This is a genomic window from Insolitispirillum peregrinum (assembly GCF_900156605.1).
In the GTDB taxonomy this organism is placed as follows: Bacteria; Pseudomonadota; Alphaproteobacteria; order Rhodospirillales; family Rhodospirillaceae; genus Insolitispirillum; species Insolitispirillum peregrinum.
Genome location: NZ_FTOA01000012.1, coordinates 25,111 through 51,534, shown reverse-complemented (window position 1 = coordinate 51,534; position 26,424 = coordinate 25,111). Strand labels below are relative to the sequence as shown.

Sequence of the window (26,424 nt, the reverse complement as noted above, 5' to 3'; positions counted from 1 at the left end):
AGGTCACCCGCAGGCGTCAGGAGGGCGCAGCCCTCCGCCCGGACGCCAAGGGCAGCGAAGCGTAAGCGAAGCAACATCTGGCCCCCGCAACCAAATACAGAACGGCCCCTTGGCGCAAGCTAAGGGGCCGTTCTGTATTTAGCTTATGAGTTCAGATTAGACCTGACAGAGAAAGTCAGGTCACCCACCACCCCCAAACACCAAAGCCCCCCGGCTCACGCCAGGGGGCTTTTCGCATTTCCCACTCCACTCCCGGGATCAAAGGGCCCTCCGGCCCTTTGCGGGCGCGGGCAGAGCCCGCATAAACTTCCTTCACAACAAAAAGCCCCACGGTTTACACCGGGGGGCTTTTGCGTTCTCAGGCGTGACTCGCGGCCCCGGTCCGGATGATTGTCCCGACATGCTCACCGCGCAGCGCGGCGGTCAGACGGCCCGGAACCAGTCCATTGACGACCTGCACCCGCTCGATGTGGCGGGCGTTTGCCATCACATCCAGCATGGCGCGGTCCACCGGCAAAGTCCCCTCCTGCGCGACCAGATCGGCGGAGCTGACTTCGCCCAGAAACTGGGCTTTATCGGCATCCGGGCCGTTGGGATCCGTGCTGTAGATGCCATCCACATCTTCGACGATGGTCAGGCCTGCAGCGCCGAGGGCATCAGCCAGCAAGAACGCGCCCGCGTCGGCACGGTGCGTAGGAAGGCGGGAGGAGGGGAATTCGTGGTGATGATAGGGCGGGAAAGCACTCCCCACAACGGCACGGGTGGCTGACAGGTGGATTGCCAGCTGGTTGGCAATGGTCGGGTGTTCGACATAGGAAACCCCTTCCGGTGCCAGCAGCGAGGCCAGGATGTGGCCATTCTGACCGGCTTCACTGGCGGCCAGCGGAGCCAGAGAGCCAACGGGCAGCCCCAAATCCAGACCGACACCATACAGATGGCGGGCGCGAATCCCGGCTCCGGTCAGGATCAGCAGGCGGTGTTCCGGCAACAGGCGGCGCAGCTCATCAACGATCGGCAGGATGGCGGCTGCACCACGGTCCATGATGGAGCGGCCACCAATTTTGACCACTTGCAGCCAGGGTAACAGGCGGATCGGCCGGACCCCGGCAACGGGGCGGGTCAGGCTGCCGTCTTGCAGGGTCTGCTGCGCAAGCGGCGAAGCGACGTGCTTGATGCTGTTGGACGTATCAGACATGACAGGGACCCTTAGTTGGCGGTAATGATGGTGCCGACGTGCTCGCCAGCAAGCGCACGGGTGAGGTTACCCGGAATCAGACCGTTGATGATCTGGACTTCGCGGACATGACGGGCTTCTTTCAGCAGATCGAGCACTGGAAATTCCAGGATCGAATCCTGCAACCCGGCGGCCTTCATTTCATCGACCGAAATTTTGGGGATGAAGGTTGCATTGCTGGAGGTCTTGGGGTTGGCGCTATACAGGCCCTGTTCGTCCTTGACGAAAATCATTGCCTTGCAGCCAAACTGCTCGGCCAACAGGAAACAACCGGCATCGGTTCGGTACGGGGGGATAACGCCTTCGGCAGCCGGGCGCATCCACAGCTTGTATGGTGGCATGCCACTGAAGACGGCGGCATTGACCTCGGCCAGCGACAGCGGCAGGGTTGACATGCCTGCGCCTTCAACCACCGGAATACCGTGCTTGGTCAGCAGCTGGCCGAGCATGGCGGCGTTCTGGTCCGCCACCGAGGCTCCCAGTTGTGACAGAACGCCAGCAGGCAGGTTCAGGCCCGCTGCAATGGAATACAGGTGGCGGGCCCGGGTGCCTGCTCCGGTGCCGATCAGCATCTTGTGGTCTTTGCGGGCGGCGACGATTTCATCAACCAGCGGATAGACGGCGGCCCGCCCGCGGTCGATGACGCTTTGACCACCGATCTTGATCACGGTGGCATGGGGCAGAATGCGATAGTCTGCGGCGGTCTCTGCTGCGGCCAGGAGCTGTGCATCGGTCAGGGACCGTTGCATCAAGAGCGATTCCAGCTCTGGAGTGGTCTTCGCCATCGGGAAATCCCTTTCGTTATCTTGTTGCGCCAAGACCAGTCAACCCGGGGTGATATTCCGGGTCGATGGCCTGCCTGTTTACCGGGGTGTATGACACCCGGGCTCTTTCTGGCGAGCCTTCAGGCTCTCCTCCCGCATGACGAACCATCGTGGGCATATCTTTTGTGCGCCGTCTGTGGTGTCTACACCGATAAGGGTGCTTAATTGTTATGCATTACACAGAGGGTGCAGTTTTTATAAGCGTTAGTCAATGGGGGGCTCTCTAAAAAACATTACATATCAATGCATTGTATTGGGATGGGAATAGCCGTTGGTGAGAAGTCATTGAAGAAAAAAGGGGAATTCAAAGCAGGGGGGGATTGGTGGAGCACATTCTTGCGGAGTATTTTACATGGATTTCGTGCATTTTGCACGCATCCGCACGGCCCGTTTTGCCGACTCTCGTCATCTGGAACGGTTGAGCCTTGTGCGGAACGCTGCTTCCCGCTTTCCGCACAAGTCATTAGAGCGTTTTCACGCCGAGCGAAAACTCTCTGCCCTTTTAGTGCCGCATTTTCCGAGCTGTTGACCGTAAACGGTCAACTTGAAAATGCTCTAATGCCCGGGATTGACGGCAATATCAGAGTGCGGTTCAAGCTCGCCAATGGCGACAGACAGGCGATCAAGCTGCTGGATGACCTCTGTCGAGGCTTCATTCAGGTCGTCAAGGGTGGCGAGGGCGGCGGGGGTATCGCCCCGGCGAATGGCATCGATGGCCTTGTGGCCGGTCTTGTGGACCCGCTCGTGGGGTTCTTTCAGATTGATATAAGCCGGATGATCCCGCAACGCCGACTGGGCAATCTGGTTGTACCACTTCCCCAGTCGGCAGGTGTTGTGATCCGGCATGTTGCCGTGCTGTTCGATGGAGGCCCGTCCCATCACGATGTCTGTTACATTCTTTTTGAAAATCACGTGATCGATTTTGGCAATTTCACACAATGCCTGGGGAGTAGCCAGCTTTGACCATTGTGCAACACGGTCGGCTATGGAATCGTTGGTTTCTTCGATGGTGATGGTGGTTTTCAGGATCAAGTCCTGATTCTTCTCTGCCATGGTGGCGATGGTGGTGATGCTGGACGAAATTTCGCTGACAGCGTCGGTTTGCTGATTCAGGATGCCCGAGATATCACGCATGCGCTGGCCGACCGCTTCGACCTGTCCGGCGACTTCGCTCATTTCGCGCCCGGTTTTGCTGATGGCCTCCTGTCCGCCGGAAACGGCCATGGCACTGGCATGCATGGCTTGCCGGATATTCCGCATTTCCCGTTGGAGCAGGCCAATCCGGCTTCCCACGTCTTCGGCAGCCCGAGCGGTTTGGGTGGCAAGGGATTTGACCTCGTTGGCAACCACCGCGAACCCTTTGCCTGCATCCCCGGCGCGGGCGGCTTCGATGGTGGCATTCAGGGCCAGCAGATTGGTCTGGTCGGCAATCGCCTCGATGGATGTCATGATCTCGGCGATTTTCTCGGCGGCGATGGCCAGTTCCTCAACACGATTGGCGGCTTCGGTGGCTGCATGGGAAATCTGATTCATGCTGGAGACGGCTTCTTCGGCGGCCAGAATCCCGGTCTGGACGGTTTGGCGCGCGCGTTCACTGTCTTCCAGGGCGCCTTCGCTGCTGCGGGCGATTTCATTGGATGTCGCAACCAGCTCGTCCGCTGCCGCAGAAACGCTCTGGCTGATGGCGGTGGTGTTGCGAGCGTCATAGGTCAGGCGGGCCATGGTGACCATGCCATCATTGGTCGAGATGGCCACGCGGGCATTATGGCGTAGCCCTTCCAGCGCGGTCTGCGTCATCTGTTGCAGGTGATCACGGTCCGTCTCGCTGTCGTTGTAGGTCATCAGGACAATCTGCATGTCGAGATTGACCACTTTCATCAGGGCACTGAGCAGGTTGACAACCCGTGCGGTCCGAAAGCCATGCCCGAGCAGGGTAAACCATTCTTCCAGCAGATAGGCATAGCCACCCATATACAGGTCCGGGCTGAGGCCGACTTTGGAATGTGCCTGCCCGACCCGGTAGGCGCGCGCCAGATAATCCTGATCGAGTGGCCCCTTGAGCAGACGGGCCCAGTGCTGACGCTGGGCGGCGATCAGGTGCGGGATGTGGCTTTTGTCCTTGATGATGGCCCGGGTGGCCGGAGTGTTCCACATATGGCGATAAAAGCCCTCAATACAGCGGTCAAAGGTGCTGAGCAGGTGATCGCTGTTGGCGGCAATCAGCGCTTCCTGTGCCGGAGTCAGGCGAATATAGGCTTTGAGGGCAGACAGATTGATCGAGCTATGCGGCATAAAACGAACCTTGTATCTGGTCGTGGGCGGTGCATCGCCTGCGCTTCATTCCAAGGGACCGGGGCTGCTGCGTGAAGATTGAAGCAGGTGCGTGTTCTGGGGGGCGTCTGGAGCGCTTTGAGACTGTGCCCCGAGCGGGGGCAGGGGAAAAATGCCTGACGCGATGAGGAACGGCGATGGAGGTATTCTAGTATGAATATGATCTAATATTCAATGGTGCTAAGGGACCGGGTGGTCTGTGATTTCACTTAAATAAATATGGCTATATCGCCATTGAATAAATATATGATTGAAGTGAAATTATTATCTACATTAATAATGTATTCTTTATAAAGGTGGGGTGTTTTTCATATTTTGTGATTTATTTATTGAATAAATCATGAACAATCTATTTTATACTTATTTTTCTGTGACGTAATTTTATCTTCATTGTTTTTTTTGCGGCTTTCTTGGCCCAAGAGTTCGCTCCAACGGGCCAAAGGCACGGATGAGCCTTTTGTCCTGATTGGCGTGCTGCGGCGAGAGGTGACTACCCAACGCAAGGCAGCGCCTTGTGGTGGGCGGGATTACGGGGACGGTGGGAAACCGAGCTTCATTTCCAGCAGTTCCTTTTCCTCCTGCAAACGACGCAGGCTGTTGTCTTTCTGGGCGAGGGTCAGTTGCAGGTCCCTGATTTCCATCAACTGCATGGTATAGCCTTCGTTCAACTGGCGGATCATCGATTCCTGCTGTTCGATGGCCTCCATCGCCTGCTTCAGTTTGCCTTGCGCGTCCGTCACCGGGGCGGGTTGGGAAGCGAGGCTACCCGACGTCAGCGCCTTCCAGCCCGACGGCGACAGGGCCGCCCGCAACCACGACCAGCCACCGCGAAGCTGTTGCCCCCAGGTCGGACCGAACGTTTCCCGCAAGGTACGGTGCAGGGCCCAGGCGATGATCACCCATACCTGCGGGGCCGTCCAGCCAACCAGTGAGGGCGAAATGGCGGTCAGTCCAGCCAGCATCAACACCAGCACGATCAGGCGGTGACGTTGCCGTTTGACCAGTTTGGTTTCACCGCCATGGCGATAGACCATGTAATTGGAAACCCGGCTGAAGGCTTGTGCCAGCAAGACTGCCAGCCCGGCACCGCCGAGCGGCAGGACAACCGCCGCGCCACAGGTCTTTGCCAGTTGCAGGACGGGGAACAGCAGGACCCGTTGTGTTTCCGGGACCCGGTTGAACAGGGCAAACACCCCTCGCGTTGCCAGCAGGACGGCGGTCCAGCCAACAACGAACAGCGGCAACAGGACGGGCGGTGGCGGTGTATCGCCCAGATTGCTCCAGTGGGCACCATAGGCCAGCAGGCAGCCGGGCAGACCGGCCCCGGCTCCCCACAACCAGCCGCAGCGGTTGATGGGATAGCGGGCAAAGCGGGCTTGCAGGCCGGACAGGGTTGGTTTGCTTTCCCGGCGTGCGGCGACGAAATCGTTTTCGTAATAGCCGATCTCGTAGACGGCAAAGAACGATATGAACAGCAGCGGCAAGGCCAGCAAGGTGAGCAGGAACGGCAGACCAGGCAGAGCGGTAAAGCTCAGCATACCGCTGGCCGGGATCAGGGCATAGGCCAGCAGCAGAACCATCAGGTCTTCGCCGAAATGCTGATGGCGCAGGATGTTGCCACCGGGGTATTTGGCATCGGCGGTATAGCGCAACGGCACATAGTCGTTCAGCAGGGCGGTAAACTTGCGGCCCGGCCAGTCGATCAACCAGCCTTGGCGGACCAGCGGAAACAGGTCGGCATCATGCGGACTGTCGGTGATGGTGATCGCTCGCGACAGGGTGTCGCTGCCGTGGGCGTCGCGCAGGATGGCGGCCTTGCCTTGTCGGCGGATGGTCGGGCCACCCCAGAACGATTCTGCAGTGATCAGCGCACCGGGCAGACCCATCGCCCGCACCAGTGGCGACAGGATGAAGCGGAACCCCAGACTGAGAATATGGGTGGGGGCGGCATTGACCTGCGTCAGGGCCTCCTGCAACGGCTTGCAGGCCAGCTCCTTGGCAATGCGGGCGGCTTTGATGTTCCACAGCAGCAGCGACCAGGGGAACAGAATGGTCATCAGCACCACCCGCAGATAGTCGCGGTACAGCAGCGGGTCTTCGCCCTTGCGGGCCATCCAGGTCCATGGCTGCAAGCCCCAGATCAAGGCGTGGATGGCGGCTGCCAGCCAGCGGGGGCGGATGGAGTCGAGATACAGTTCGGTTGAATTACCCAGCAACAGGGTATGGTCGAAATCGACCACCGCCAGCGTGGTTTCCCGCTGGGTCAGGGTTTGCGCGAATGACGGGAAGTCGCTGGCAATGGTCAGCCCGCTGCCCAACTGGCTGGCCAGTTCTTCGCCGATCGGGCGGGCTGGGCGGGCCTGCGTGCAGGCGGCGATCAGTTCAGGGCTACGGGCCCACGACGGACGATGCTGCAAATGGCGCTTGTGCAGCTTGGCAACGGCGTCGGCAGCAGTCCACACGCCCGCTGACGGCAGGGTCTGTTCTGCATGCATCAGGTAATTCTGGCTCAGCCAGCCGGTATAAACCTTGAAAGCCTGCTGACGGGCGGTGAAGCCCTCGCGTTTCAGGGCGGCACTGAGGGCGCCGGTAATGTCGGCTTCCTGCAGGGCTTCATAGGCGATGCCCTTGCCGGAAAAAATGTCGCGGGCGGTCAGCACCACCGGCTTGTTGTGACTCATGGCAACGTGCAGCAGGCCGCTGCCGCTGGTCACCACCACGTCGGCCCAGCGGATCAGGCGCTGAAAATCGAGGTTGAGGATGTAAAGGTCCGGCTGCCCGCGTGTATCCAGCGACAGCCGTTCAAAAGATGGATGCGGCTTGAAGACGGTGATGCCGCCCACGGCACTGACCCGTGCGGCCACCGCGCGGGCCGCGTCAAGGCTGGAGGTGTAGCCCGGCAGTGAGGCGGCCCGGTCCGGCCCCTGAGCAGGCAGGAAGCCGAGGGCACTGTCATCGGGTGGCAGGAACAGGACGCGCGGCCTGCCGGTCAGGGACTCGAGATCGGCAAACGAGGCTTCGTCCTGATTTTGCGCATAGCGTTGAAAGGTCGCCAGATTTTGCTCCGCCAGCACCGCCGTGCCGGTCTTCAGGCAGCTCCGGCGCTGGCGGGCCGAGGTGATCAGCCGGTTCAGCGGCACCTCGGCCAGTCGGGAATGGCCCAACAGGCCAGTATCCAGCATCCAGGTGTCGGGAATGTGACCGCGTTCGATCATCATCACCGGAATGTCGGCCCGGCGGCACAGATCACTCAGCACGCCCACATGCGGGCACAGGGTATTCCACGCCAGATACAAATCAGGCTGCACGGTTTCCAGCAGATGGCGGGATACCCGCATCAGGATTTCCAGCAATGCTGGCCGCGAGGCATCATCGACATCCTGCAGGCACAGGGCATTGACCCGCTCGGCCCATGTTTCGGCGTCAATGTCGCCAGTATCGGGCGGCAACAGGCGATCAACCGGATACAGGTTCAGCCAGTCCTTGATCTTCCACGAGCTGGGCAGAAAAACCCGTTCGAGGGTCGGATGGCTGACCGTTGACCAGAAAACCACCTGATGGCCCAGCCGCTCAAAATTCCCGATCAGGTCGTTCAGGAACCCCGCGTCTGCGTCAGTGATCGGGGCGAGGTTACTGATCAGCACGACCGCCATGATGTGGTCCTTTTGGTTGGTGGCCCGAAGGAAAACCGGCCCGGTGCCAGCCCTGTGGCGGTGCAGGCGGTGACGTGGGGCGAAAGGCTGGGTCGTTATGATGACGTGTTGATGGGTGTGGCATATTTGCGCAGCGTTTCGACAACCCCCTTATAGACACGGGATAATGCCACGAACAGGGGCCCTTCATCCAGCTTCACCAAAGCCTGTGGGCGGGGTTGTTGCTGGCAGGAGACCAACACCCCGGTCAGGCGCTGACCAAAGCCGGATCAGGGGCGTCTGATGGATTTTTCTTTCGCCGGGACTCTTCCCCCCTTCGTTCCTTATGGTATCAGTGACGGTGAACGATCCGAAGGGAGGGGCGGTGCTGACAGCGATGCAGAAACGGATGGGACGGACAGGGGGCAGCCTGGGGCTGGTCATCCTGATCGCCCTGCTGTGTCTGCTGTCGGTGCAATCGACGCTGACCCGCACGGTCATGGCCCTGCCGCTGACCACCAGCGAGCCGGGCTGGATGGCGGATGTGTGTGTGTCGCACGTGGCGGAAACCCCGTCGTCCGCCCCGGATCGCTCCCCGGATGGCGCGCCGTCTGATCCTTGCTCGCTGATGTGCCAGAGCCTGTGTGCGGCCGTCCCGCTGATGGTGCCGGTGTCCGGGGCTGTGTTGCCGCTGCCTGCGATGGTGGTGGCATTGTGCTGGGGCGAGGCGTCGGCGCCGCTGGCGATCAAACGGGCTGTCTATGCGGTTTCTGCGCGGGGACCACCCCGGTAAGCGGACAGAACTGCCCGTATTGCCGATCGTTCCCATACAGGATGACCCCTGATGTCTTCGCCAAAGCACCCCGCGCCGCATGACGGCTGGGCGGGCCTGCGCCTGCTGATCATTCGCCTGCACTTTTATATTGGCCTGTTTGTCGCGCCCTTCATCTTTTTTGCCGCGCTGACCGGTACCGCCTATGTGCTGGCGCCGCAAATCGAAACGGCGCTGTACCATGATACCCTGTTCACCACTACCACTGGCACCCCTCAGCCGCTGTCGGCGCAGGCGGCGGCGGCACGAGCCTTTATTGGCCCCGAGCCCCGACTGTTCTCGCTGCGACCGGCTCCGGCTGCCGGGCAGACTTCCCGGGTGATGTTCACCCAGCCGGGCCTGCCGGACTCTGAAACCCGCACCGTTTTTGTTGATCCGGTGACGCTGGCTGTCCATGGCGAACTGCGCACCTATGGCACCTCTGGTGTCCTGCCGTTGCGGTTGATGCTGGATTATCTGCATCGCCATGGCCTGCTGGGTGATCTGGGGCGCAACTACAGCGAACTGGCGGCGTCGTGGTTGTGGGTGGCGGTGATCAGCGGCGTGGTTCTGTGGAGCTGGACCCGGCGGTCGACCAACCATCGCCCGGTTCGTCGGCTGCATTCCCTGATTGGCCTGTGGTGCGCTATCGGCTTGCTGTTCCTGTCGGTGACCGGGCTGACATGGTCGAAATGGGCCGGGGATCATATTGATGCCTTGCGCGGGACGCTGGGCTGGGTGACGCCATCGGTCAGCACCACGCTGACCGTTCAGAGTCCCGTCAGCACCACGCTGACCGCTCCGGCGTCTGCACCGGCTCCGGCGGTGGCAGGAGATCATGCCGATCATGCGGGGCAGCACGCGGGCGGGCAGGGCATGCCGATGACTGCGCCGCAGGTGCCGCGTGATCCGCTGGACCTGCTGGACCCGGTGCTGGCGGCAGCACAGGCCGGGGGGATCGACTCGCCGAAGGTCGAGGTTCGTCCGGCCAAAACGGCATCGCTGGCGTGGGTGGTGCGGGAATATGACCGCTCGTGGCCGACGCAGGTCGATACGGTGGCGATTGATCCGGCAACGCTGACCATCACCAGCCGGGCCGACTTCGCGACGTTCCCGCTGGTGGCCAAGCTGGTGCGCTGGGGCATTGATACCCATATGGGCGTGCTGTTCGGGGTTCCCAATCAACTGTTGATGGCGGCGTTGGGTATCGGCCTGATGGTGATGATTGCCTATGGCTATCGTCTGTGGTGGCTGCGGCGTCCGCCAGCCGGGGCTCCGGCGCGGGTTTTACTGGCCGCGTGGGCGCGTCTGGGGGGCGTGCAAAAGCTGCTCTGCGGGCTGATTGCGCTGGTGCTGGGATGGGCGTTGCCGGTGCTGGGGGCCAGTCTTTTGGCCTTTCTGCTGATTGATGCCGTGCGCTGGTGGCGGAGTGCCCGCAGGCGGGTGGCTGCCTGAGGACCGCGGTTCCCCCCGCAGGATGGTTTGCCTGTGGGGGGAGGCTTTAACGCAGAACAATCCCCCTGCCCACGCGGCCGTGATGGGCGGGCGGCCAATGTTTTCTTTGATTTTATCCCCCGGCAAGACTAAGACTAGGCGGCTTGACAGTTTGGGGAACCAGGGATGACCGGGGAGAGTACCGCGAGCGGTGAGACGCTCGACGATTTGCGTCGTGCGATTGACCGGATTGATGACAGCATCCTCGACCTGCTGAACGAGCGGGCGGCGCTGGGTGCGCGGATCGCTGCGGCCAAACGGGCGTCCGATGACGCTGGCTCCTATGGTGGTGTGGTCTTGCGGCCGGGCCGCGAAATGGAAATCCTGCGCCGTCTGCTGCGGCGTGCCACCGGCCTGTTCCCCAAGGCGGTGATCATCCGCATGTGGCGTGAAATGTTTGCCGCCCTGATCTCCCTGCAAGGCCCGATGTCGATGGCGGTGTACATGCCGGCGCGCGGGGCGGGATATCTGGAACTGGCCCGCGACACCTATGGCTCCCTGACACCGGCCTCGCCGTGGCAGACAACCGCACCGGTGGTGCGGGCGGTGGCCGAAGGCGAAGTCAGCGTTGGCGTCCTGCCGCTACCCCGCTTTGAAGAAAGCAATCCGTGGTGGCCGATGCTGTTCTTTGAAACCGCCAACACCCCGCGCATCATCTCGCGCCTGCCGCTGTGCGGGCCAGGGCCGGGCCGGGGCGATGGCGTCGAAGCCTTTGCCATTGGCCGGATGCCGGTTGAACCAACCGGCCATGACCGCAGTCTGGTGGCGATTGAAACCACCCCGGACCTCAGCCGGGGGGCAGTGCGGACGCTGGTCGAAGGCAGTGGCCTGCCGTTGCTGGAAATCATGGACAGCCATACCATTGGCGAAGAGCGTCGGCAGTATCTGCTGGAAATCAGCGAATACGTTGCCGCCGACGATGCCCGTATTGCCAAGCTGGCTTCGGACCATCAGGTGGGCCGGGCCGTGGTGATCGGCGGCTATGCCGTGCCGTTCACCGCCGAAGAGCTTGCACCCTCCGCCCCTTCTGCCTAAGGCAGACCGGGCGGTTTTTCCCGCCCCGCCGGACTGTTGTGTACAGGGAGTTTCCGCGTCACCGTCCGGTATTATCAGTGGATGTTGATCATGAGCTTGCCCACTCCGCAACCCGGTATTCTGGACATCGCCGCTTATGTCGGCGGCGAATCGTCGGTCAAGGGTGTTGAGCGCATTTACAAGCTGTCCTCGAACGAGGGCGCCCTGGGTCCCAGCCCCAAGGCTCAGGCGGCACTGGTCGCCACGGCTGGCAAGCTCCATCGATACCCTGACGGCGGCTCGACAGAATTGCGCAAGGCGATTGCCGCCCGCTATGGCCTTGATCCGACCACCATCGTCTGTGGTGCCGGGTCGGACGAACTGATCGGCCTGCTGGTCAAGGCCTATGCCGGGCCGGGCGATGAGGTTCTGTACTCGGAACACGGCTTCCTGATGTATGGCATCTACGCCAAAGGGTGTAGTGCGGTGCCGGTGACCGCCCCGGAACGCAATCTGTGCGCCGATGTTGATGCCCTGCTGGCGGCGGTGACCGACAAGACCAAACTGGTGTTCGTCACCAACCCCAGCAATCCGACCGGCACCTATACTTCGGCAGAAGAGCTGGCGCGCCTGCGGGCGGCCCTGCCGTCGCATGTGCTGCTGGTGATCGACGCCGCCTATGCCGAATACGTTGACCGCAACGACTACACCACCGGGCTGGATCTGGCGCAAAATACCCCGAACACGGTGATGCTGCGCACCTTCTCCAAGCTGCATGCTCTGGGTGGCGCACGCGTTGGTTGGGGGGTGTTCCCGCCTGCCATCGCCGATGTGATGAACCGTCTGCGCAGTCCGTTCAATCTGACCTCGTCGTCGCAGGCTGCCGCCAGGGCCGCCATTGAAGACGTGGAATTTCAGGCCCTGTGCAAAACCCACAATGACTACTGGCTGCCGTGGATGAAGGCCGAGCTGAAGGCGCTGGGCCTGCACACCACTGACAGCGTGGCGAACTTTGTGCTGGTGCAGTTCCCGGCAGACGGCGCACACAGCGCCAAGGCCGCCCATGCCTTCCTGCAGAACCGTGGGCTGATCGTGCGCCCGGTCGGCAGCTATGGCTTGCCGGAGTGGCTGCGGATCACCATTGGCACCGGCGAGGAAAACCAGATGGTGATCGCCGCCCTGAAAGACTTCCTTGGGGCGGGATCATGACCGGCACACCGGCGTCTTCGGTTTTGTTCCCCCGCGTTGCCTTTATCGGAATTGGCCTGATCGGCTCGTCGCTGGCCCGTGCCATGCGCCAGCACGGGCTGGTGGGGACCATTGCCTGTCATACCTCCAGCGATGGCAGCATGGAGCACGCCAAAGAGCTGGGAGTGGTGGACGAGGTTTACCGCTCGGCAGCCGAGGCGGTACGCGGTGCCGATCTGGTGGTGCTGGCGGTGCCGATTGGCGCCAATGCCGCCTGTGCCGAGGCGATGGCATCCGGCCTGAAGCCCGGCGCCATCGTGACGGATGTCGGGTCGGTCAAGCAGTCGGTGATCCGTGATGTCAGCCCGTTCCTGCCGGACTCGGTGGCCTTTGTGCCCGGCCACCCGCTGGCCGGGACCGAGCATTCCGGCCCCGATGCCGGCTTTGCCGAGCTGTTCATCAGCCGCTGGTGCATTTTGACGCCGCCGCCGGGGACTCCCGAGGCGGCGGTGGCCAGGGTGCGCGCCCTGTGGGAAGCGGTCGGCTCGAAGGTCGATGTGATGGAGCCGGGCCACCATGACCGGGTGCTGGCGATCACCTCGCATTTGCCGCACTTGATTGCTTACACAATCGTTGGTACCGCCGACGATCTGGCCAGCGATGCCAAGCAGGAAGTGATCAAGTATTCCGCCTCCGGTTTCCGCGATTTCACCCGTATCGCGGCGTCGGACCCGACCATGTGGCGCGACATCTTCCTCAACAACCGCGAAGCGGTGCTGGAAATCGTCCAGCGCTTCACCGAAGACCTCACCGCCTTGCAGCGGGCCATTCGGTGGGGTGAGGGCGAGGTGCTGTTCGACCTGTTCACCCGCACCCGCGCCATCCGGCGGGGGATCATTGATCAGGGGCAGGCCTATGGCTCGGGCATTGCCCCGCCGCCGGTTCCCGAAAAGGTCGAGTAAAAGACGCACGGGCAGGGTGATCATCCTGCCCGTGTTTTTTTTGGTTACGCCTTCTGTGGTACGGCATCCGGTTCATCGGGTAGCACTGGCTTGACATCGGTCAGGCGGTCAACGGTGCGCAGGGCGGGGAACATCCATGCCCACAGGCCAACCACCACAATGGTTCCGATCCCGCCCAGCACGGCAGCCGGGACCACCCCGAACCACGCCGCCGTAACGCCGGACTCGAACTCGCCCAGTTCGTTTGACGCCCCGATGAACAGCACGTTGACCGCACTGACCCGACCGCGCATGGCATCGGGCGTTGCCAGTTGCACCAGCGTTTGCCGCACGTACATGCTGATCATGTCCGAGGCCCCCATCACCAGCAGGCAGAACAGCGAGAACACGAAGTTGCCCGACAGCCCGAATCCGATGGTGGCGAGGCCGAACAGGCCGACGCAGGAAAACAGGTAAAAGCCGGTGCGTTGCTGCAACGGCCAGCGCCCGAGGATCAGGCCGACCGCCACCGCACCCACCGCCGGGGCGGCGCGCAGCATCCCCAGACCTTCCGGGCCGGTGTGCAGGACGTCGCGGGCAAAGATCGGCAACAGGGCGGTGGCACCCCCCAGCAACACCGCCATCATGTCCAGCGACAGGGCACCGAGCACCACCGGGTTGGAGCGTACATAGTTCATCCCGGCCACCAGTCGGCCAACCGCTCCGATGCCCGGGGTGATCACCGGCTTGGGGAACGGGCCACGCACCAGCGCCAGCACCGACACCGAGACAGCATAAAAGGCAAAGCACAGTGCAAAGGTGATATCCGGACCGGCGAGGTAAATCAGCCCGCCAACCGCCGGACCGGCGATGGTGGCACTCTGGAACGCCGAACTGGTCATCGCCACTGCCCGGCCAAGCTGGGCTTCGGGGACGATCTGCGGCACCAGCGCCTGATAGGCCGGGCCGCCCAGCGCCCGCCCGATGCCCATGAACACCAGTGCGGCATAATACGGCCACAGGATCTGCACGTTCATCAGGGTCAGCGCCAGCATTGAGGCGGCGGTGATGCACTGCATGGTGCCGCCCACCGCCAGCATGGTGCGACGGCTGTAACGGTCGACCATGTCACCGGCAGGCAGGGTGGCCAGAGCCATCGGGATGAACACCGCCAGCCCGACATAGCCCAGGGCCATCGGGTCACGGGCGATATCATAAATGTGCCAGCCAACGGCGACGGCCTGCACCTGAGTGGCGATGGCAGCCAGAAAGCGGCTGGACAGCAGGGCAAGGAACGAGGTGTTCCGTAACGGAGAAGACGAATCGGCCATGGTGACCATATCTCGACAGAGGGGGAATGGAGTTCCGGGCGGGCAAGGCGCAGCGCCGACGGCAGGGGGTATTAGGGGATGGTTGCCCGGTGTTGTCCATGTTCCATCACAAAGAAGCGGCCCTTATCCTGAGTTCTAGGGGGCTGCCAGATGGTGTCATGCGCAACGGCCATGGTCTGACCTGTCAAAAAGACATGCCTGTTATTTTTCTCTTGCTTGGCAGCAGGGCGTTTCTGTGTATGATGGCGCGCACCTTAGATTCTGCCGCAATCCCCCAGAGGTGCTTTCAATGGACTGCCCCGAGGCTCTTACTTTTGACGACGTGTTGCTGGTTCCGGCCGCGTCGGACGTGATGCCTGCGCAAGCCCGGACCGCGACCCGCCTGACCCGCTCGATCGAGCTTGGCATTCCGCTGCTGTCTTCGGCCATGGATACCGTGACCGAAAGCTCGATGGCGATCGCCATGGCTCAGAACGGCGGTATTGGCGTCATTCACAAAAACCTGACCATCGAAGAACAGGCCGAGGAAGTGCGCCGCGTCAAGCGCTACGAATCCGGCATGGTGGTCAACCCGCTGACCATCCACCCCGATCAGTCGCTGGCCGACGCCCTCAAGATGATGGCGGATTACCGGATCAGCGGTATTCCGGTGGTGGATCGCGGGACGCAAAAGCTGGTCGGTATCCTGACCAACCGCGACGTGCGCTTTGCCAATGACATGGCCAAGCCGGTCAGCGCCTACATGACCAACAGCGATCTGGTCACCGTGCGCGAAGGGGTCAGCACGCAGGATGCCAAGAACCTGCTGCACAAGTTCCGTATCGAAAAGCTGCTGGTGGTGGACGATGCCTATCGCTGCATCGGTCTGATCACCGTCAAGGATATGGAAAAGGCCCAGACCTACCCGAACGCCTGCAAGGACGCTCAGGGCCGTCTGCGGGTGGCGGCGGCGACCGGCGTCGGTGCGGACGGCTTTGCCCGCGCCGAAGCGCTGATCAATGCCGGTGCCGACGTGGTGGTGGTGGATACCGCCCACGGTCATTCGGCCGGGGTGATCAACACCGTCCGCGAACTGAAGACGAAGTACCCCGATGCCCAGATCATGGCCGGGAACATCGCCACCCCCGAAGCTGCCGAAGCGTTGATCGCTGCCGGTGCCGATGCGGTGAAGGTGGGGATCGGCCCGGGGTCGATCTGCACCACCCGGATCGTCGCCGGTGTCGGCGTGCCGCAGTTGTCGGCCATTGCCGAGGTCAGCGCCGTCACCCGCAAGGCGGGCGTGCCGTTGATCGCCGATGGCGGCATCAAGTACTCGGGCGATCTGGCCAAGGCGATTGCCGCCGGGGCTGATTGCGTGATGATTGGTTCGCTGCTGGCCGGGACTGACGAAAGCCCGGGCGAAGTGATCCTGTATCAGGGCCGCTCCTACAAGGCCTATCGCGGGATGGGCTCGCTGGGGGCAATGGCGCGCGGCTCGGCTGACCGTTACTTCCAGCAGGAAGTGCGCGACAGTCTGAAGCTGGTGCCGGAAGGGATCGAAGGTCAGGTGCCCTACAAGGGCTCCGCCACCCAGATCCTGCACCAGTTGATCGGCGGCCTGAAGGCGGCGATGGGCTATACCGGCAATGCCACCGTGACCGCGATGCAGCAGAACTGCAAGTTCCGCCGCATCACCAACGCGGGCTACCGTGAAAGCCATGTCCACGACGTGACCATCACCCGCGAAGCCCCGAACTACCGCATCAGCTCGTAAGAGCCTGTTGGCATGGCCCGAGGCCGGAGATCATCTTCGGTTCCTGGGGCTTTAAAATCCGGGAGACGGGCATCTTGCAAAAAGGTGTCCGTCTCTCGCTTTATTCAGGACAAGACCACCATGAAAGACGACGCTCGCCTGCAGGCTGCCATTGATCTGCTGGAGACCATCGCCGGAACGTCCCGCCCCGCCGATGGGACGGCGGCGGCTTTTTTCCGTGACCGGCGCTTTATCGGTTCCAAGGATCGCCGCGCCATCTCGATGCGGGTGTGGGGCACCATGCGCCATTGGGCCCGTCTGACCTGGTGGTTCCGCGAAGCGGCAGCCGACACCTGGGCCAACGGCGAACGCCCGGACTGGGACAGCATCCGCCCGCGCGCCCGCATCCTGACCTATCTGGTGCTGGTCGAAGGCATGGGGCTGGCCGGGGTTGACGGTCTGTGTACCGGTGAAATCTACGCGCCGCGCCCACTGAACGAACACGAACGGGCGGTGGTGCGCTTCCTGCGTGGCAAGCCGCTGAACCACAACGGCATGCCGGTGTGGGTGCGCGGCGAAGTCCCGGCGTGGGTGGCCACTTACCTGAAGGATATTTACGGCGATCACCTGCCGACCTTGCTTGATGCCCTGACCAAAGAGGCTCCGGTGGACCTGCGGGTGAACACCCTGAAGTGTGACCGCGACAATGCGATTATTGCCCTTGCCGAGGGTACCGACGAAGAAAGCGTTGAAGCGGTGCCGGGGCATTATTCGCCGCTGGCCCTGCGGCTGGCGGGCCGCGCCAATCTGGCGGCCACCAATGCGTTCCGTGGCGGTCTGGTCGAAGTGCAGGATGAAGGCTCGCAACTGGTCGCCCTGCTGGCGGGTGCCCGCCCGGGGATGTCGGTGGTCGATTTCTGCGCCGGTGCCGGTGGCAAGACGCTGGCTCTGGCGGCTGAGATGCAGAACAAGGGCCGTCTGGTGGCCTGTGACGTGTCTCAGGGCCGGGTGGACCGCTCGGCGGAGCGTCTGAAGCGGGCCGGGGCGCACAACGTCACCCGCCGGGTGCTCAGCAGTGAAACTGACAAGTGGGTGAAGCGGTCGAAGGGAACCTATGACCGGGTGCTGATCGATGCCCCGTGCTCGGGGACCGGCACCTGGCGGCGCAACCCGGATGCCAAGTGGCGGATGAGTGAAGAGATGCTGGCCGAGCTGACCGCTCTGCAGGCCCGCATCCTGCGCAGCGCCGCCCGTCTGGCCAAGCCGGGGGGCCGGGTGATCTATGCCACCTGCTCGTTGCTGCCGGAAGAAAACGAGCGGCAGGTGGAAAGCTTCCTCGCCGAACAGGGCGCGGCCTATCGTCTGCTGTCGGTGGCCGACCTGTGGCCGGAGCTGGTCAACCCGGCGGTGCCGTGTCCGGTCAGCGGGCCGTACCTGCGCCTTGATCCCGCCGAACATGACACCGACGGCTTCTTTGTCGCGGTGCTGGAACGGCTGGAAACCGCCACGCCGGAAGCGCCCGGGGCTGAAGACGAGCCGCAAGCCTGACTTTTTAACCATGATAAGAACGGGGTCCGGGGCCTCAAGGCCCCGGCGAGGTGTGGAGCAGCGCTCCACACCCCTGTTACCCTTAATTCTTGTTGAACAAATCAATGACCTGCTGATGGGTCAGAGAGCCGTCGGGCTGAATTGTGCCATTCAGCAAGGGGGCCGGACGATTGCGCTGCGCCTCGGGGGCCGGCTGCTGTGGTGCCAGCTCCTGTGGCTCTTCGCTGGCCGACAGCGGGTTGGTGTACGGCGCGTTCGATGGACGCGGGCTGTCTTCGCCCAGCACGCTGCGCAGCAGGCGACCGATCAGGTCGTCGGTTTCTCCGACCGGCAGGTCCCGCATCGGCTTGCCCTTTTGCGCTGCCAGCATCACCTCGCGCCAGACATCGGCGGGCAACGAACCGCCGGTCACCCTCTTCATCGGGGTATTGTTGTCGTTGCCAATCCACACCCCGGCCACGTAATCGGCGGTATAGCCGATGAACCAGGCATCGCGGTAATCGGCGCTGGTGCCGGTCTTGCCCGCTGCCGGGCGTCCGATGGCGGCGCGTTTGCCAGTGCCGGACTGGATGACGCCGGACAGCAACTGATTCATGTTGCCGACATCCTGCGGGCGGATGACCTGCTTTTGCTCACCCTGCTGATGCAGATATAGAATTTGGCCGTCGCGGGTGGTGATTTCACTGATCCCGAACGGCGGCGCGGCATAGCCGCCATTGGCAAAGGCGGCATAGGCCCCGACCAGCGGCAGCACCGCCGTTTCCTGCGTTCCCAGTGCCAGCGAGGGCGTCGGTTGCAGGTCGGCGGTAATCCCCAGCCGATGGGCAACGCTTATCACCTGTTGCAGACCGGCCCGCTGGCTGACACGCACGGCAACCGTATTCAGCGAGTTGGCAACGGCGTCGCGCAGGGTGACTTGCCCGTGATAGCGGTGATCAAAGTTTTCCGGCGACCAGCCACTGATGGTGATCGGGGCGTCTTCGACCGCATCATCGGGCAGCAGGCCGCTTTCCAGTCCGGCGAGATAGACGAACGGCTTGAACGACGAGCCGGGTTGGCGCAGGGCCTGAACGGCGCGGTTATACTGGCTGTTGGCATAGCTGCGGCCACCGACCATTGCCCGTACCGCTCCGTCGGGGGTCAGCACCACCATCGCCCCTTCGCCTGCGTTGGCGGCGGGGCCCTTGCTGTCGAGGGTTTTGGCCAGCGCCTGCTCGGCAGCGGCCTGAATGGTAGGGTCGAGGGTGGTCTTGATGATCAGGTCCTGCGATACCGAACCGGCCAGATCATCGACCTGTTCCATCACCCAGTCAGAGAAATAGCGACCGGGGCGGGCCTTGCTGGCATTGGCCAGCGCGGTGGGGGCGGTTGCCAGCGCCTGCTGGGCCTGCTGCTGGGTGAGAACGCCGTTTTCCACCATCGCATTCAGCACCACGCTGGCACGGCTGGTGGCGAGATCGGGGTTGCTGGCCGGGCTGTAGCGGGACGGGGCTTTCAGCAGACCGGCCAGCACGGCAGCCTGAAACGGCGTGACCTGCCGGGCCGAGACGCCAAAATAGCGCTGGGCGGCGGCTTCGACGCCATAGGTTCCGGCCCCCAGATAGACCCGGTTGAGGTACAGGGTCAGGATCTGCTGCTTGGTAAAGGTCCGTTCCAGCCACAGCGACAGCAACAGCTCCTGCACCTTGCGCTTGAGGGTGCGTTCCTGTGACAGGAAGACGTTCTTCACCACCTGCTGGGTCAGGGTCGAGCCGCCCTGTGCCATCCGGCCCTTTTGCACATTGACCACCACCGCGCGCAGCAAGCCGAGCGGATCGACGCCGTGATGGTCATAGAACCGGCGGTCTTCGATGGAAATCACCGCTCCCGGTACCCAGGGGGGCAGCTCTGACACGTCGATCACTTCGCCGTACAGGTCGCCATAGTTGGCGATGATGCTGCCGTCGCTGCCCTCGATCAGCAGGGACGGGCGGCGGGTGGCGGAACTGACATCGGCCAGCGAGGGCAGATCGTGGGCATACCACGCCACCAGTACCCCGACAGAGGCAACACCCCAGATGAACAGGACGGCAGCCCAGCGCAGCAGGCGCCCGAACAGACGGCGGGGCGGGCGCGGTGGACGGCTGTTGCCCTGTCGGCGGGCAGGGGGGCGGGGTGGTGGCGGGGGAGGAGCATCCCGTCGTGCGGTTGAGGCCGACGCCGTGGGGGCGGGCCGGGGCGGCTGCGGGCCAGCTCTGGTTGCGGAAAGAGGGGGTGCGGGCTGTTGCGGCGGTGGGCTGGAGGCCTGTGGGTCGCGCGTCATGCGCGGTTCCCGTTGCTCCCTCGGTTGATCCTGCTGTGGGTCGCGGGGCCGACGCCGGAAACGGGAGGCTGGTTTGGGCTGCCATGCACTGTGCGGCAGGGCCGCCGGGCGGCGATCGTCATCATCAGAAGACGGAGGGAAGGGCATCGGTATCGTCCTTACAACAACAGGCAGGCCATCCAGCCACAGCCTGTCCGGTTTACAGGAAACCGAACAGGCCAGCGCCTGTCGTGTCGTCGTCTGCCGATCGGGAACGCCGCTGTTTGCTCCGCCCGGACAGACTCTGACACAGAGCCTGTCTGTTGGTATAAAACATCAAAAGGGCAGAATCATGAACAAAGGCATCCCCCGGACCTTTTTGTTCATCGCCAGAGCGTTCAGGCCCGTCCCTGAGCGCGGATAAAGTCGATGAACGCCCGGTCCTGCTGGCTGATGTGGTTTTTCAGCCAGTCGGCAGTGTACTCAAAGAAGGCCGAAATCGCCCCCACCCGCTTGGTGTTGATGTCATTTTCCAGCGTTGCCATGTGGTGCAGGAAATCGGCATGCTGGCGGTGGTGTTCGGGCAGGGCAGGGTAATGGCGAGCCTTCATTTCGGCCTCTTCCTCGTGGAAGTGGCGGGCCATTTCGGCTTTCATCTTTTCCAGCATGCTTCCGGCAGCGCCGACGCCATCACCATGCAGCATTTCCCCGGCAAAGCGGTTCAGGTCGATGATGATCGACTGGTGATGGCGGTCGATGGCGGCAATCCCGGTTTCAAAGGACGCATTCCATTCGATCAGGCGGATGTTTTCCTTGTCGGCGCGCATCTGGGCAACAAAGGTTGCCACTTCTTCTTTCAGGCGGGCGGCGTGCAGGGACAGCCGGTCCGAGGCCGCCGACATCCGGCTGGCGGCTTCGCCGGTTTCCCCGGCAGCGCGTTCCACATCCATGATGCTGCGCGAGACATCCTGTGTCCCGCGCGAGGTTTCATCGACGCTGCGGGCGATTTCGCTGGTGGCGGCGTTTTGCTGTTCAACCGCCAGCGCCACCGACGACGAGATTTCCGACATGCGGGCGATGACCTCGGTGATGCCGCGAATGGCATCGACGGCCCCCACTGTGCGGGCTTGCACTTTTTCAATGCTGGCGGAAATTTCTTCGGTGGCGCGGCTGGTCTGGTTGGCGAGCGATTTGACTTCGTTGGCCACCACCGCAAAGCCCTTGCCTGCGTCCCCGGCACGGGCGGCTTCGATGGTGGCATTCAGCGCCAGCAGGTTGGTCTGGTTGGCAATGTCGGTGATCAGGCGCACAATGTCCCCGATCTTGCCGACATCTGCAGACAGGGCCAGCACGGCGTCGGTGGTGGCCTGTGCCTCGCGGTCGGCCTGAGCGGCAATGTCCCGCGACAGGGTGACTTGCCGTTCGATATCGGAACTCGACGCCGACAGCTCGTCTGCTGCCGAGGCCACCGTCTGCACATTGACCGAGGTCTGTTCCGCTGCCGCACTGACGGTGGCGGCCTTGGCACTGGTCATGTCGGCGACCGAGGCCATTTCACTCGACGAATCATGCATTTCTGCTGCGGCGCTGGTCAGTTCCTGCGCCACGCTGCCGACGGTGCTTTCCAGACTGTGGACCAGTTTGCTGAGGGCGGCCTTGCGGTGGCGTTCCGAACGGATCACCTGTTCGATCTTGTCCTGCTCCATCTGGCGGACCAGTTGCAACTGTTCGCGGAAATGACGGACCGAGGCGGCCATTTGCCCGATTTCATCCCGCCGCCCGTCGTAAGGGACGTCGACGTCAAGGGTGCCTTCGGTCAGTTTCCTCATCACCCCTGTCATCGCCAGCACCGGTTTTGACACCAGAACGTGGATGGTATAGCCCACCAGCGCAATGATCGCCGCCAGCAGGATGACCGTCATCACCAGCATGCTGAGGCGGAAGCCCTGCAAGGGAGCAAAGGCAGCATCGCGATCAATGGCGGCCCCCAGATACCATGTGACGCCGGGCAGGCCTTCGACCGGGGTGAAGGCAACGAGGGTGCTGTCATTGGCATCTGACAACTGGCGTGCCGCCGGGCTGTCGAGCGGGGTGGTAAAGCCAGGATAGACATCCTTCAGGGGTTTCAGGGTCAGGGACTTGTCAGAGTGGATCAGGATGGTTCCCTTGTCGCTGACCAGAAAGGCGTGTCCGATCCCGCCCAGATCGACGCTGCCGACCAGTCTGGTCATGGCATCCAGACTGATATCGGCGCCGACCACACCCATCGGCGCCTCGGGCTTGCCGACCGGAGAGGCAATGGTGACCACCAACCCGCCCGAGGTCGCATCGACATAAGGCTCGGTGACGATGCTGCTTTTGGCGGCGATGGCATCCTTGTACCATGGGCGGGTGCGAGGGTCATATCCAGCAGGCAGGCTTTCTTCGTCCGGGTGCATGTACATGCTGCCGTCCGCACCGCCAAAATAACTGTACATGAAACGCTGGACGAGGGAGCCTTCGCGCTCCAGTGCGTGGATGCTGTCAACCGTGGGGGCGCGTGCCACGTCATCCCGCAGATTTTCGATCAGCGACAGGCGGCCGTTCAGCCAGTTGGAAATGGTCTGGTTGGCCAGGGTTCCGCTTTCCTGCACGCGGGCTTGCAGGGATTGGCTGATGTCTTTCGTCTGGTGGTAATTGAGGTAGATGGCAAAGGTCAGCAAGGCAGCAATGACCACACCGCTACAGGCGAGAAGAATCTTCGAACCGATGGAAAGAGCCGTAATCTTCATTGTGCCCCCTGTCCGGTGAGATGGGAAAGGATGAACGAGATGTCGCAAGCTGGCGATTATCCCTCTGACGGAGGATATATTTGTAGTGGAAAAGAAGGACGTAATCCGTAAATGCAGTGAATTTCACCAAACGTACACACATCCATCCACCAAGGCACTGTGCGGGATGGTGATTCGGGGAAAAGAGATTTTATGTGTATACCATGCAAAAATTCAGGGTTTTTGATCGGTTGGCAAAATATAGGTGTTATTTTTCGATTAAAAATCAAAAATGTATGGAGATTTTTTCAAATATACTGATTTCTACGGTTTAATAATGCTTTATGACGTAACCTGTCCGTATTATGTCATTGGCGATTTCTGTCTGTTGCCGATAGTCCAAGGAGCGACCCCATGTTATCCAGCAAGGCCAAGTATGGTTTGAAAGCCATGATTTATCTGGCTCGGCAGCAGGATCAGTCTGTGGTGGTCATTCAGGATATCGCCGAAGCGGAAACCATCCCGAAAAAATTCCTTGATGCGATCCTGCTCGAGTTGAAAAACAGCGGCTACCTCAACAGCAAAAAAGGCAAGGGTGGCGGTTATTCACTGGCGGTGAAGCCCAAAGATATCCGGGTGGGCGATCTGGTGCGGGCTCTTGACGGGCCGCTGGCGCCGGTGCCCTGTGTCTCGCGCAAGTTCTATCGCCGCTGTGATGACTGCCGGGATGAGGCGACCTGCGCCCTTCATGCGGTGATGGGGGAAGTCCGCGACGCGATTGCGGCGGTGCTGGACAACTACACCCTGGCGGAGATGGCGGCAAAGGGGCAGCCAAAGGAGGCCGCCCTGTTTTACGATATTTAACCCACCCCGGCAGACAGCGCCGGCGGGGTCCAGTGCCGCCCCGGAATGGCTTGCACCAGACTCCGGGTATAGGGGTGCTGCGGCCTGTTGAGAACCTCGGCGCAGGCTCCGGCCTCGACCACCGCGCCGTTGTGCATCACCAGCACCTGATCGGCAATCTGGGTCGCAACCCGCAGGTCGTGGGTGATGAACAGCACCGTCAGCCCCAGCTCTTGCTGCAAATCATGCAGCAGGGTCAGCACCTGCGCCTGAACCGACACATCCAGCGCCGAAACCGGTTCATCGGCAATCAGGATTTCAGGATTGACCGCCAGTGCCCGCGCCAGCCCGATCCGCTGGCGTTGACCACCGGAAAATTCGTGCGGGAAGCGGCTGATGGCTTCGGGGTCCAGTCCGACGCGGGCGAACAGGTCTCGGGCTTTCTCCAGCGCCGCCGGGCGCGGTGTCCCGCGCAACACCTGTCCCTGTGCGACCAGATCGCCGACCCGCCGGCGTGGGTTGAGCGAGCCGAAGGGGTCCTGAAAGACCATCTGGATTTTCCGGCTGTGGCGCTGCCAGTCGCGGCGGGACAGCGGGAGGATGTCCTGCCCGTCGAGTTGAATGCTGCCACGGTCGGCATCAATCAGGCGCACCAGACAGCGGGCGAGGGTTGATTTGCCGGAGCCGCTTTCGCCGACGATCGCCAGCGTGCTGCCCCGGTGCAGGGTAAAGGACACATCGCGCACCGCATGGGTGACGCGACCGCTGCCGAACCAGCCTTTCCGGCCATAGGTTTTGCCCAGCCCCTCGACCGCCAGCGCCACCGGTCCGGCCACCACCGCGCGGGAGGTCGGATGCAGGGAGGGCACGGCAGCAATCAGGCTTTGGGTGTAAGGGTGGGTGGGCTGATTCAGAATGTCACTGGCCGGGCCTTGTTCGACGATCTGGCCCGACTGCATCACCGCCACCCGGTCGGCGATTTCGGCCACCACGCCAAAGTCGTGGGTGATGAACAGCACGGCGGTGCCATGCCGGTGTTGCAGGTCGCGGATCAGCTTCAGGATTTGCGCTTGCGTGGTGACATCCAGCGCGGTGGTCGGTTCGTCGGCAATCAGCACCGTGGGTTCCAGCGCCAGCGCCATGGCAATCATCGCCCGCTGCCGTTGCCCACCGGACAACTGATGCGGATAGGCGCGGGCGGCGGCCTGCGGATCGGGGATCAGCACTTCGGCCAGCAAGTCCAGCACCCGCGCCTGCCGTTCGGCTTTGCTGAGGGTGGTGTGTACTTCAAACACTTCGCCGATCTGGTCGCCGATGGTGCGCAACGGATTGAGGGCGGTCATCGGCTCCTGAAAGATCATCCCGATCCGTGCCCCGCGAACGGCGCGCATGTCGGCGTCCGACAGGGCCAGAATGTCGGCACCGTCAAGGGTGATCGCCCCGGCACTGATCCGCACCGACGGCGGCAGCAGGCGCATGATTGCCCGACCGGCGGTGGATTTGCCCGATCCGCTTTCCCCGACCAGACACAGGATCTCGTTGGGGGCAATGGTGAGCGAGATATCATTCAACGCCAGCGCCCGGTCAGCACCGCGCGGCAGGGCGACCGACAGGTGGTCGATAACAAGCCGAGGACTCATTGCTCATCCAGTCGAGGGTTAAGGGCATCGTTCAGGCCCTGTCCAGCCAGCGAAACACCCAGCACGGTCAACAGGATTGCGATACCGGGCAAGGCGCAGACATACCATTCCGAGCGCAGGACGGCGCGGCCCTGTCCGACCAGATTGCCCCAGGACGGGACGTTGGGATCGGACAGGTTGAGGAAGGCGAGGGCACTTTCCAGCAGGATGGCGGTGGCCATCACCACGCTGGCATAGACAATCACCGGCGGCAGGGCGTTGGGCAGGATTTCCCCAAAGATCAGCCGCAGGTCGCGCAATCCGGCCAGCCGACCGGCTTCGACAAATTCCCGGTGGCGCAGGCTGAGGACTTCGGCGCGGGTCAGGCGGGCCGGTGCGGGCCAGGAGACAACGCCGATGGCAATCACCACCGTTTCAAGGCGCGAGCCAAAGACGGCAATCAGCAACAGCAGCAACAGGAAATTGGGCAGAATCTGGAAGGCATCGGTCAGGCGCATCAGCACCTCGTCCACGACACCGCCATAATAGCCCGCCACCGCCCCGACCAGAATCCCCAGCGCAATGGCAATCGAGGTGGCGACCACGCCAATCAGCAGGGAAATACGGGCACCATGGAACAGCTGGGCGGCGATGTCCCGCCCCTGATTGTCAGTCCCCAGCCAAAAGCGCGGCGAGGCAAACGGCCATTGCAGCGGACGACCGGCCAGCGCAAGGGGATTGCGCGGAAACAGCTGGTCGGCGCTGAGGGCAAGAACCACCACCGCCAGCAGGATCACCAGACCCAGCATGGCCGATGGATTACGGCAATAACGACGCAGGACCGGCATGGG

Annotated in this window: 17 protein-coding genes; 8 read left to right on the top strand and 9 right to left on the bottom strand. The window is 62.4% G+C overall.

Annotated elements, in window-relative coordinates:
• Positions 1–358: 358 nt before the first annotated feature.
• The 4 genes from BW995_RS19510 to BW995_RS19495 form a co-directional block, all read right to left on the bottom strand.
• Entirely contained in the window at positions 359–1,195 is an 837-nt protein-coding gene (locus BW995_RS19510; protein WP_076402111.1) for an amino acid kinase family protein, read from the bottom strand.
• A gap of 11 nt (positions 1,196–1,206) precedes the next feature.
• Positions 1,207–2,019, bottom strand: coding sequence for an amino acid kinase family protein (locus tag BW995_RS19505; RefSeq protein ID WP_076402110.1), 813 nt, complete (start codon positions 2,017–2,019; stop codon positions 1,207–1,209).
• A 594-nt stretch (positions 2,020–2,613) separates the two neighbouring features.
• Entirely contained in the window at positions 2,614–4,350 is a 1,737-nt protein-coding gene (locus BW995_RS19500; protein ID WP_076402109.1) for a methyl-accepting chemotaxis protein, read from the bottom strand.
• 566 nt (positions 4,351–4,916) lie between these two features.
• Positions 4,917–8,042, bottom strand: a complete 3,126-nt coding sequence (locus BW995_RS19495) for a hypothetical protein (protein ID WP_076402108.1) — start codon at positions 8,040–8,042, stop codon at positions 4,917–4,919.
• A gap of 340 nt (positions 8,043–8,382) precedes the next feature.
• On the opposite strand from BW995_RS19495, the gene BW995_RS19490 reads away from it, so the two are divergent.
• The 5 genes from BW995_RS19490 (at position 8,383) to BW995_RS19470 (ending at position 13,490) form a co-directional block, all read left to right on the top strand.
• Entirely contained in the window at positions 8,383–8,814 is a 432-nt protein-coding gene (locus BW995_RS19490; protein WP_139333016.1) for a hypothetical protein, read from the top strand.
• 51 nt (positions 8,815–8,865) lie between these two features.
• Positions 8,866–10,287: a PepSY-associated TM helix domain-containing protein gene (locus BW995_RS19485; protein ID WP_076402106.1), complete on the top strand. Its 1,422-nt coding sequence runs from the start codon at positions 8,866–8,868 to the stop codon at positions 10,285–10,287.
• Positions 10,288–10,452: 165 nt separating this feature from the next.
• The gene (locus tag BW995_RS19480; RefSeq protein ID WP_076402105.1) at positions 10,453–11,361 is read left to right on the top strand and encodes a chorismate mutase; all 909 of its coding nucleotides are present in this window, start codon (positions 10,453–10,455) and stop codon (positions 11,359–11,361) included.
• A 90-nt stretch (positions 11,362–11,451) separates the two neighbouring features.
• Positions 11,452–12,549: a histidinol-phosphate transaminase gene (hisC, locus tag BW995_RS19475; protein ID WP_076402114.1), complete on the top strand. Its 1,098-nt coding sequence runs from the start codon at positions 11,452–11,454 to the stop codon at positions 12,547–12,549.
• A complete protein-coding gene (locus BW995_RS19470) occupies positions 12,546–13,490 on the top strand; it encodes a prephenate/arogenate dehydrogenase family protein (RefSeq protein ID WP_076402104.1) in 945 nt (314 codons plus the stop codon). The genes hisC and BW995_RS19470 overlap by 4 nt, the downstream gene beginning before the upstream one ends.
• Positions 13,491–13,534: 44 nt before the next feature.
• Here BW995_RS19470 and BW995_RS19465 read toward each other — a convergent pair whose 3' ends face one another.
• A complete protein-coding gene (locus BW995_RS19465; RefSeq protein ID WP_084195018.1) occupies positions 13,535–14,800 on the bottom strand; it encodes an MFS transporter in 1,266 nt (421 codons plus the stop codon).
• A gap of 289 nt (positions 14,801–15,089) precedes the next feature.
• Between BW995_RS19465 and guaB the strand changes: the two genes are divergently transcribed.
• Positions 15,090–16,553: an IMP dehydrogenase gene (gene guaB / locus BW995_RS19460; protein ID WP_076402102.1), complete on the top strand. Its 1,464-nt coding sequence runs from the start codon at positions 15,090–15,092 to the stop codon at positions 16,551–16,553.
• Positions 16,554–16,673: 120 nt separating this feature from the next.
• Positions 16,674–18,080, top strand: coding sequence for an RsmB/NOP family class I SAM-dependent RNA methyltransferase (locus BW995_RS19455; RefSeq protein WP_076402101.1), 1,407 nt, complete (start codon positions 16,674–16,676; stop codon positions 18,078–18,080).
• Between the two features lie 82 nt (positions 18,081–18,162).
• On the opposite strand, the gene BW995_RS19450 is transcribed toward BW995_RS19455, so the two are convergent.
• Positions 18,163–20,382, bottom strand: a complete 2,220-nt coding sequence (locus tag BW995_RS19450; protein WP_084195014.1) for a transglycosylase domain-containing protein — start codon at positions 20,380–20,382, stop codon at positions 18,163–18,165.
• A 377-nt stretch (positions 20,383–20,759) separates the two neighbouring features.
• Positions 20,760–23,132, bottom strand: coding sequence for a bacteriohemerythrin (locus tag BW995_RS19445; protein ID WP_076402099.1), 2,373 nt, complete (start codon positions 23,130–23,132; stop codon positions 20,760–20,762).
• 393 nt (positions 23,133–23,525) lie between these two features.
• On the opposite strand from BW995_RS19445, the gene BW995_RS19440 reads away from it, so the two are divergent.
• Complete coding sequence (locus BW995_RS19440; RefSeq protein ID WP_076402098.1) at positions 23,526–23,975, top strand: RrF2 family transcriptional regulator; 450 nt, start codon at positions 23,526–23,528, stop codon at positions 23,973–23,975.
• Here BW995_RS19440 and BW995_RS19435 read toward each other — a convergent pair.
• Entirely contained in the window at positions 23,972–25,594 is a 1,623-nt protein-coding gene (locus BW995_RS19435) for an ABC transporter ATP-binding protein (RefSeq protein ID WP_076402097.1), read from the bottom strand. The genes BW995_RS19440 and BW995_RS19435 overlap by 4 nt on opposite strands.
• Positions 25,591–26,421 (bottom strand): ABC transporter permease, encoded by an 831-nt coding sequence (locus tag BW995_RS19430; RefSeq protein WP_076402096.1) that lies wholly within the window; start codon positions 26,419–26,421, stop codon positions 25,591–25,593. Before BW995_RS19430 ends, BW995_RS19435 begins: the two co-directional genes overlap by 4 nt.
• Positions 26,422–26,424 lie beyond the last annotated feature (3 nt).

Coding starts and splice junctions, on each gene's coding strand:
- BW995_RS19470 (WP_076402104.1), top strand. CDS start 12,546: ATGACCGGCACACCGGCGTCTTCGGTTTTGTTCCCCCGCGTTGCCTTT.
- BW995_RS19465 (WP_084195018.1), bottom strand. CDS start 14,800: ATGGCCGATTCGTCTTCTCCGTTACGGAACACCTCGTTCCTTGCCCTG.
- BW995_RS19440 (WP_076402098.1), top strand. CDS start 23,526: ATGTTATCCAGCAAGGCCAAGTATGGTTTGAAAGCCATGATTTATCTG.
- BW995_RS19485 (WP_076402106.1), top strand. CDS start 8,866: ATGTCTTCGCCAAAGCACCCCGCGCCGCATGACGGCTGGGCGGGCCTG.
- BW995_RS19495 (WP_076402108.1), bottom strand. CDS start 8,042: ATGGCGGTCGTGCTGATCAGTAACCTCGCCCCGATCACTGACGCAGAC.
- BW995_RS19505 (WP_076402110.1), bottom strand. CDS start 2,019: ATGGCGAAGACCACTCCAGAGCTGGAATCGCTCTTGATGCAACGGTCC.
- BW995_RS19450 (WP_084195014.1), bottom strand. CDS start 20,382: ATGACGCGCGACCCACAGGCCTCCAGCCCACCGCCGCAACAGCCCGCA.
- guaB (WP_076402102.1), top strand. CDS start 15,090: ATGGACTGCCCCGAGGCTCTTACTTTTGACGACGTGTTGCTGGTTCCG.
- hisC (WP_076402114.1), top strand. CDS start 11,452: ATGAGCTTGCCCACTCCGCAACCCGGTATTCTGGACATCGCCGCTTAT.
- BW995_RS19430 (WP_076402096.1), bottom strand. CDS start 26,421: ATGCCGGTCCTGCGTCGTTATTGCCGTAATCCATCGGCCATGCTGGGT.
- BW995_RS19480 (WP_076402105.1), top strand. CDS start 10,453: ATGACCGGGGAGAGTACCGCGAGCGGTGAGACGCTCGACGATTTGCGT.
- BW995_RS19510 (WP_076402111.1), bottom strand. CDS start 1,195: ATGTCTGATACGTCCAACAGCATCAAGCACGTCGCTTCGCCGCTTGCG.
- BW995_RS19445 (WP_076402099.1), bottom strand. CDS start 23,132: ATGAAGATTACGGCTCTTTCCATCGGTTCGAAGATTCTTCTCGCCTGT.
- BW995_RS19500 (WP_076402109.1), bottom strand. CDS start 4,350: ATGCCGCATAGCTCGATCAATCTGTCTGCCCTCAAAGCCTATATTCGC.
- BW995_RS19435 (WP_076402097.1), bottom strand. CDS start 25,594: ATGAGTCCTCGGCTTGTTATCGACCACCTGTCGGTCGCCCTGCCGCGC.
- BW995_RS19455 (WP_076402101.1), top strand. CDS start 16,674: ATGAAAGACGACGCTCGCCTGCAGGCTGCCATTGATCTGCTGGAGACC.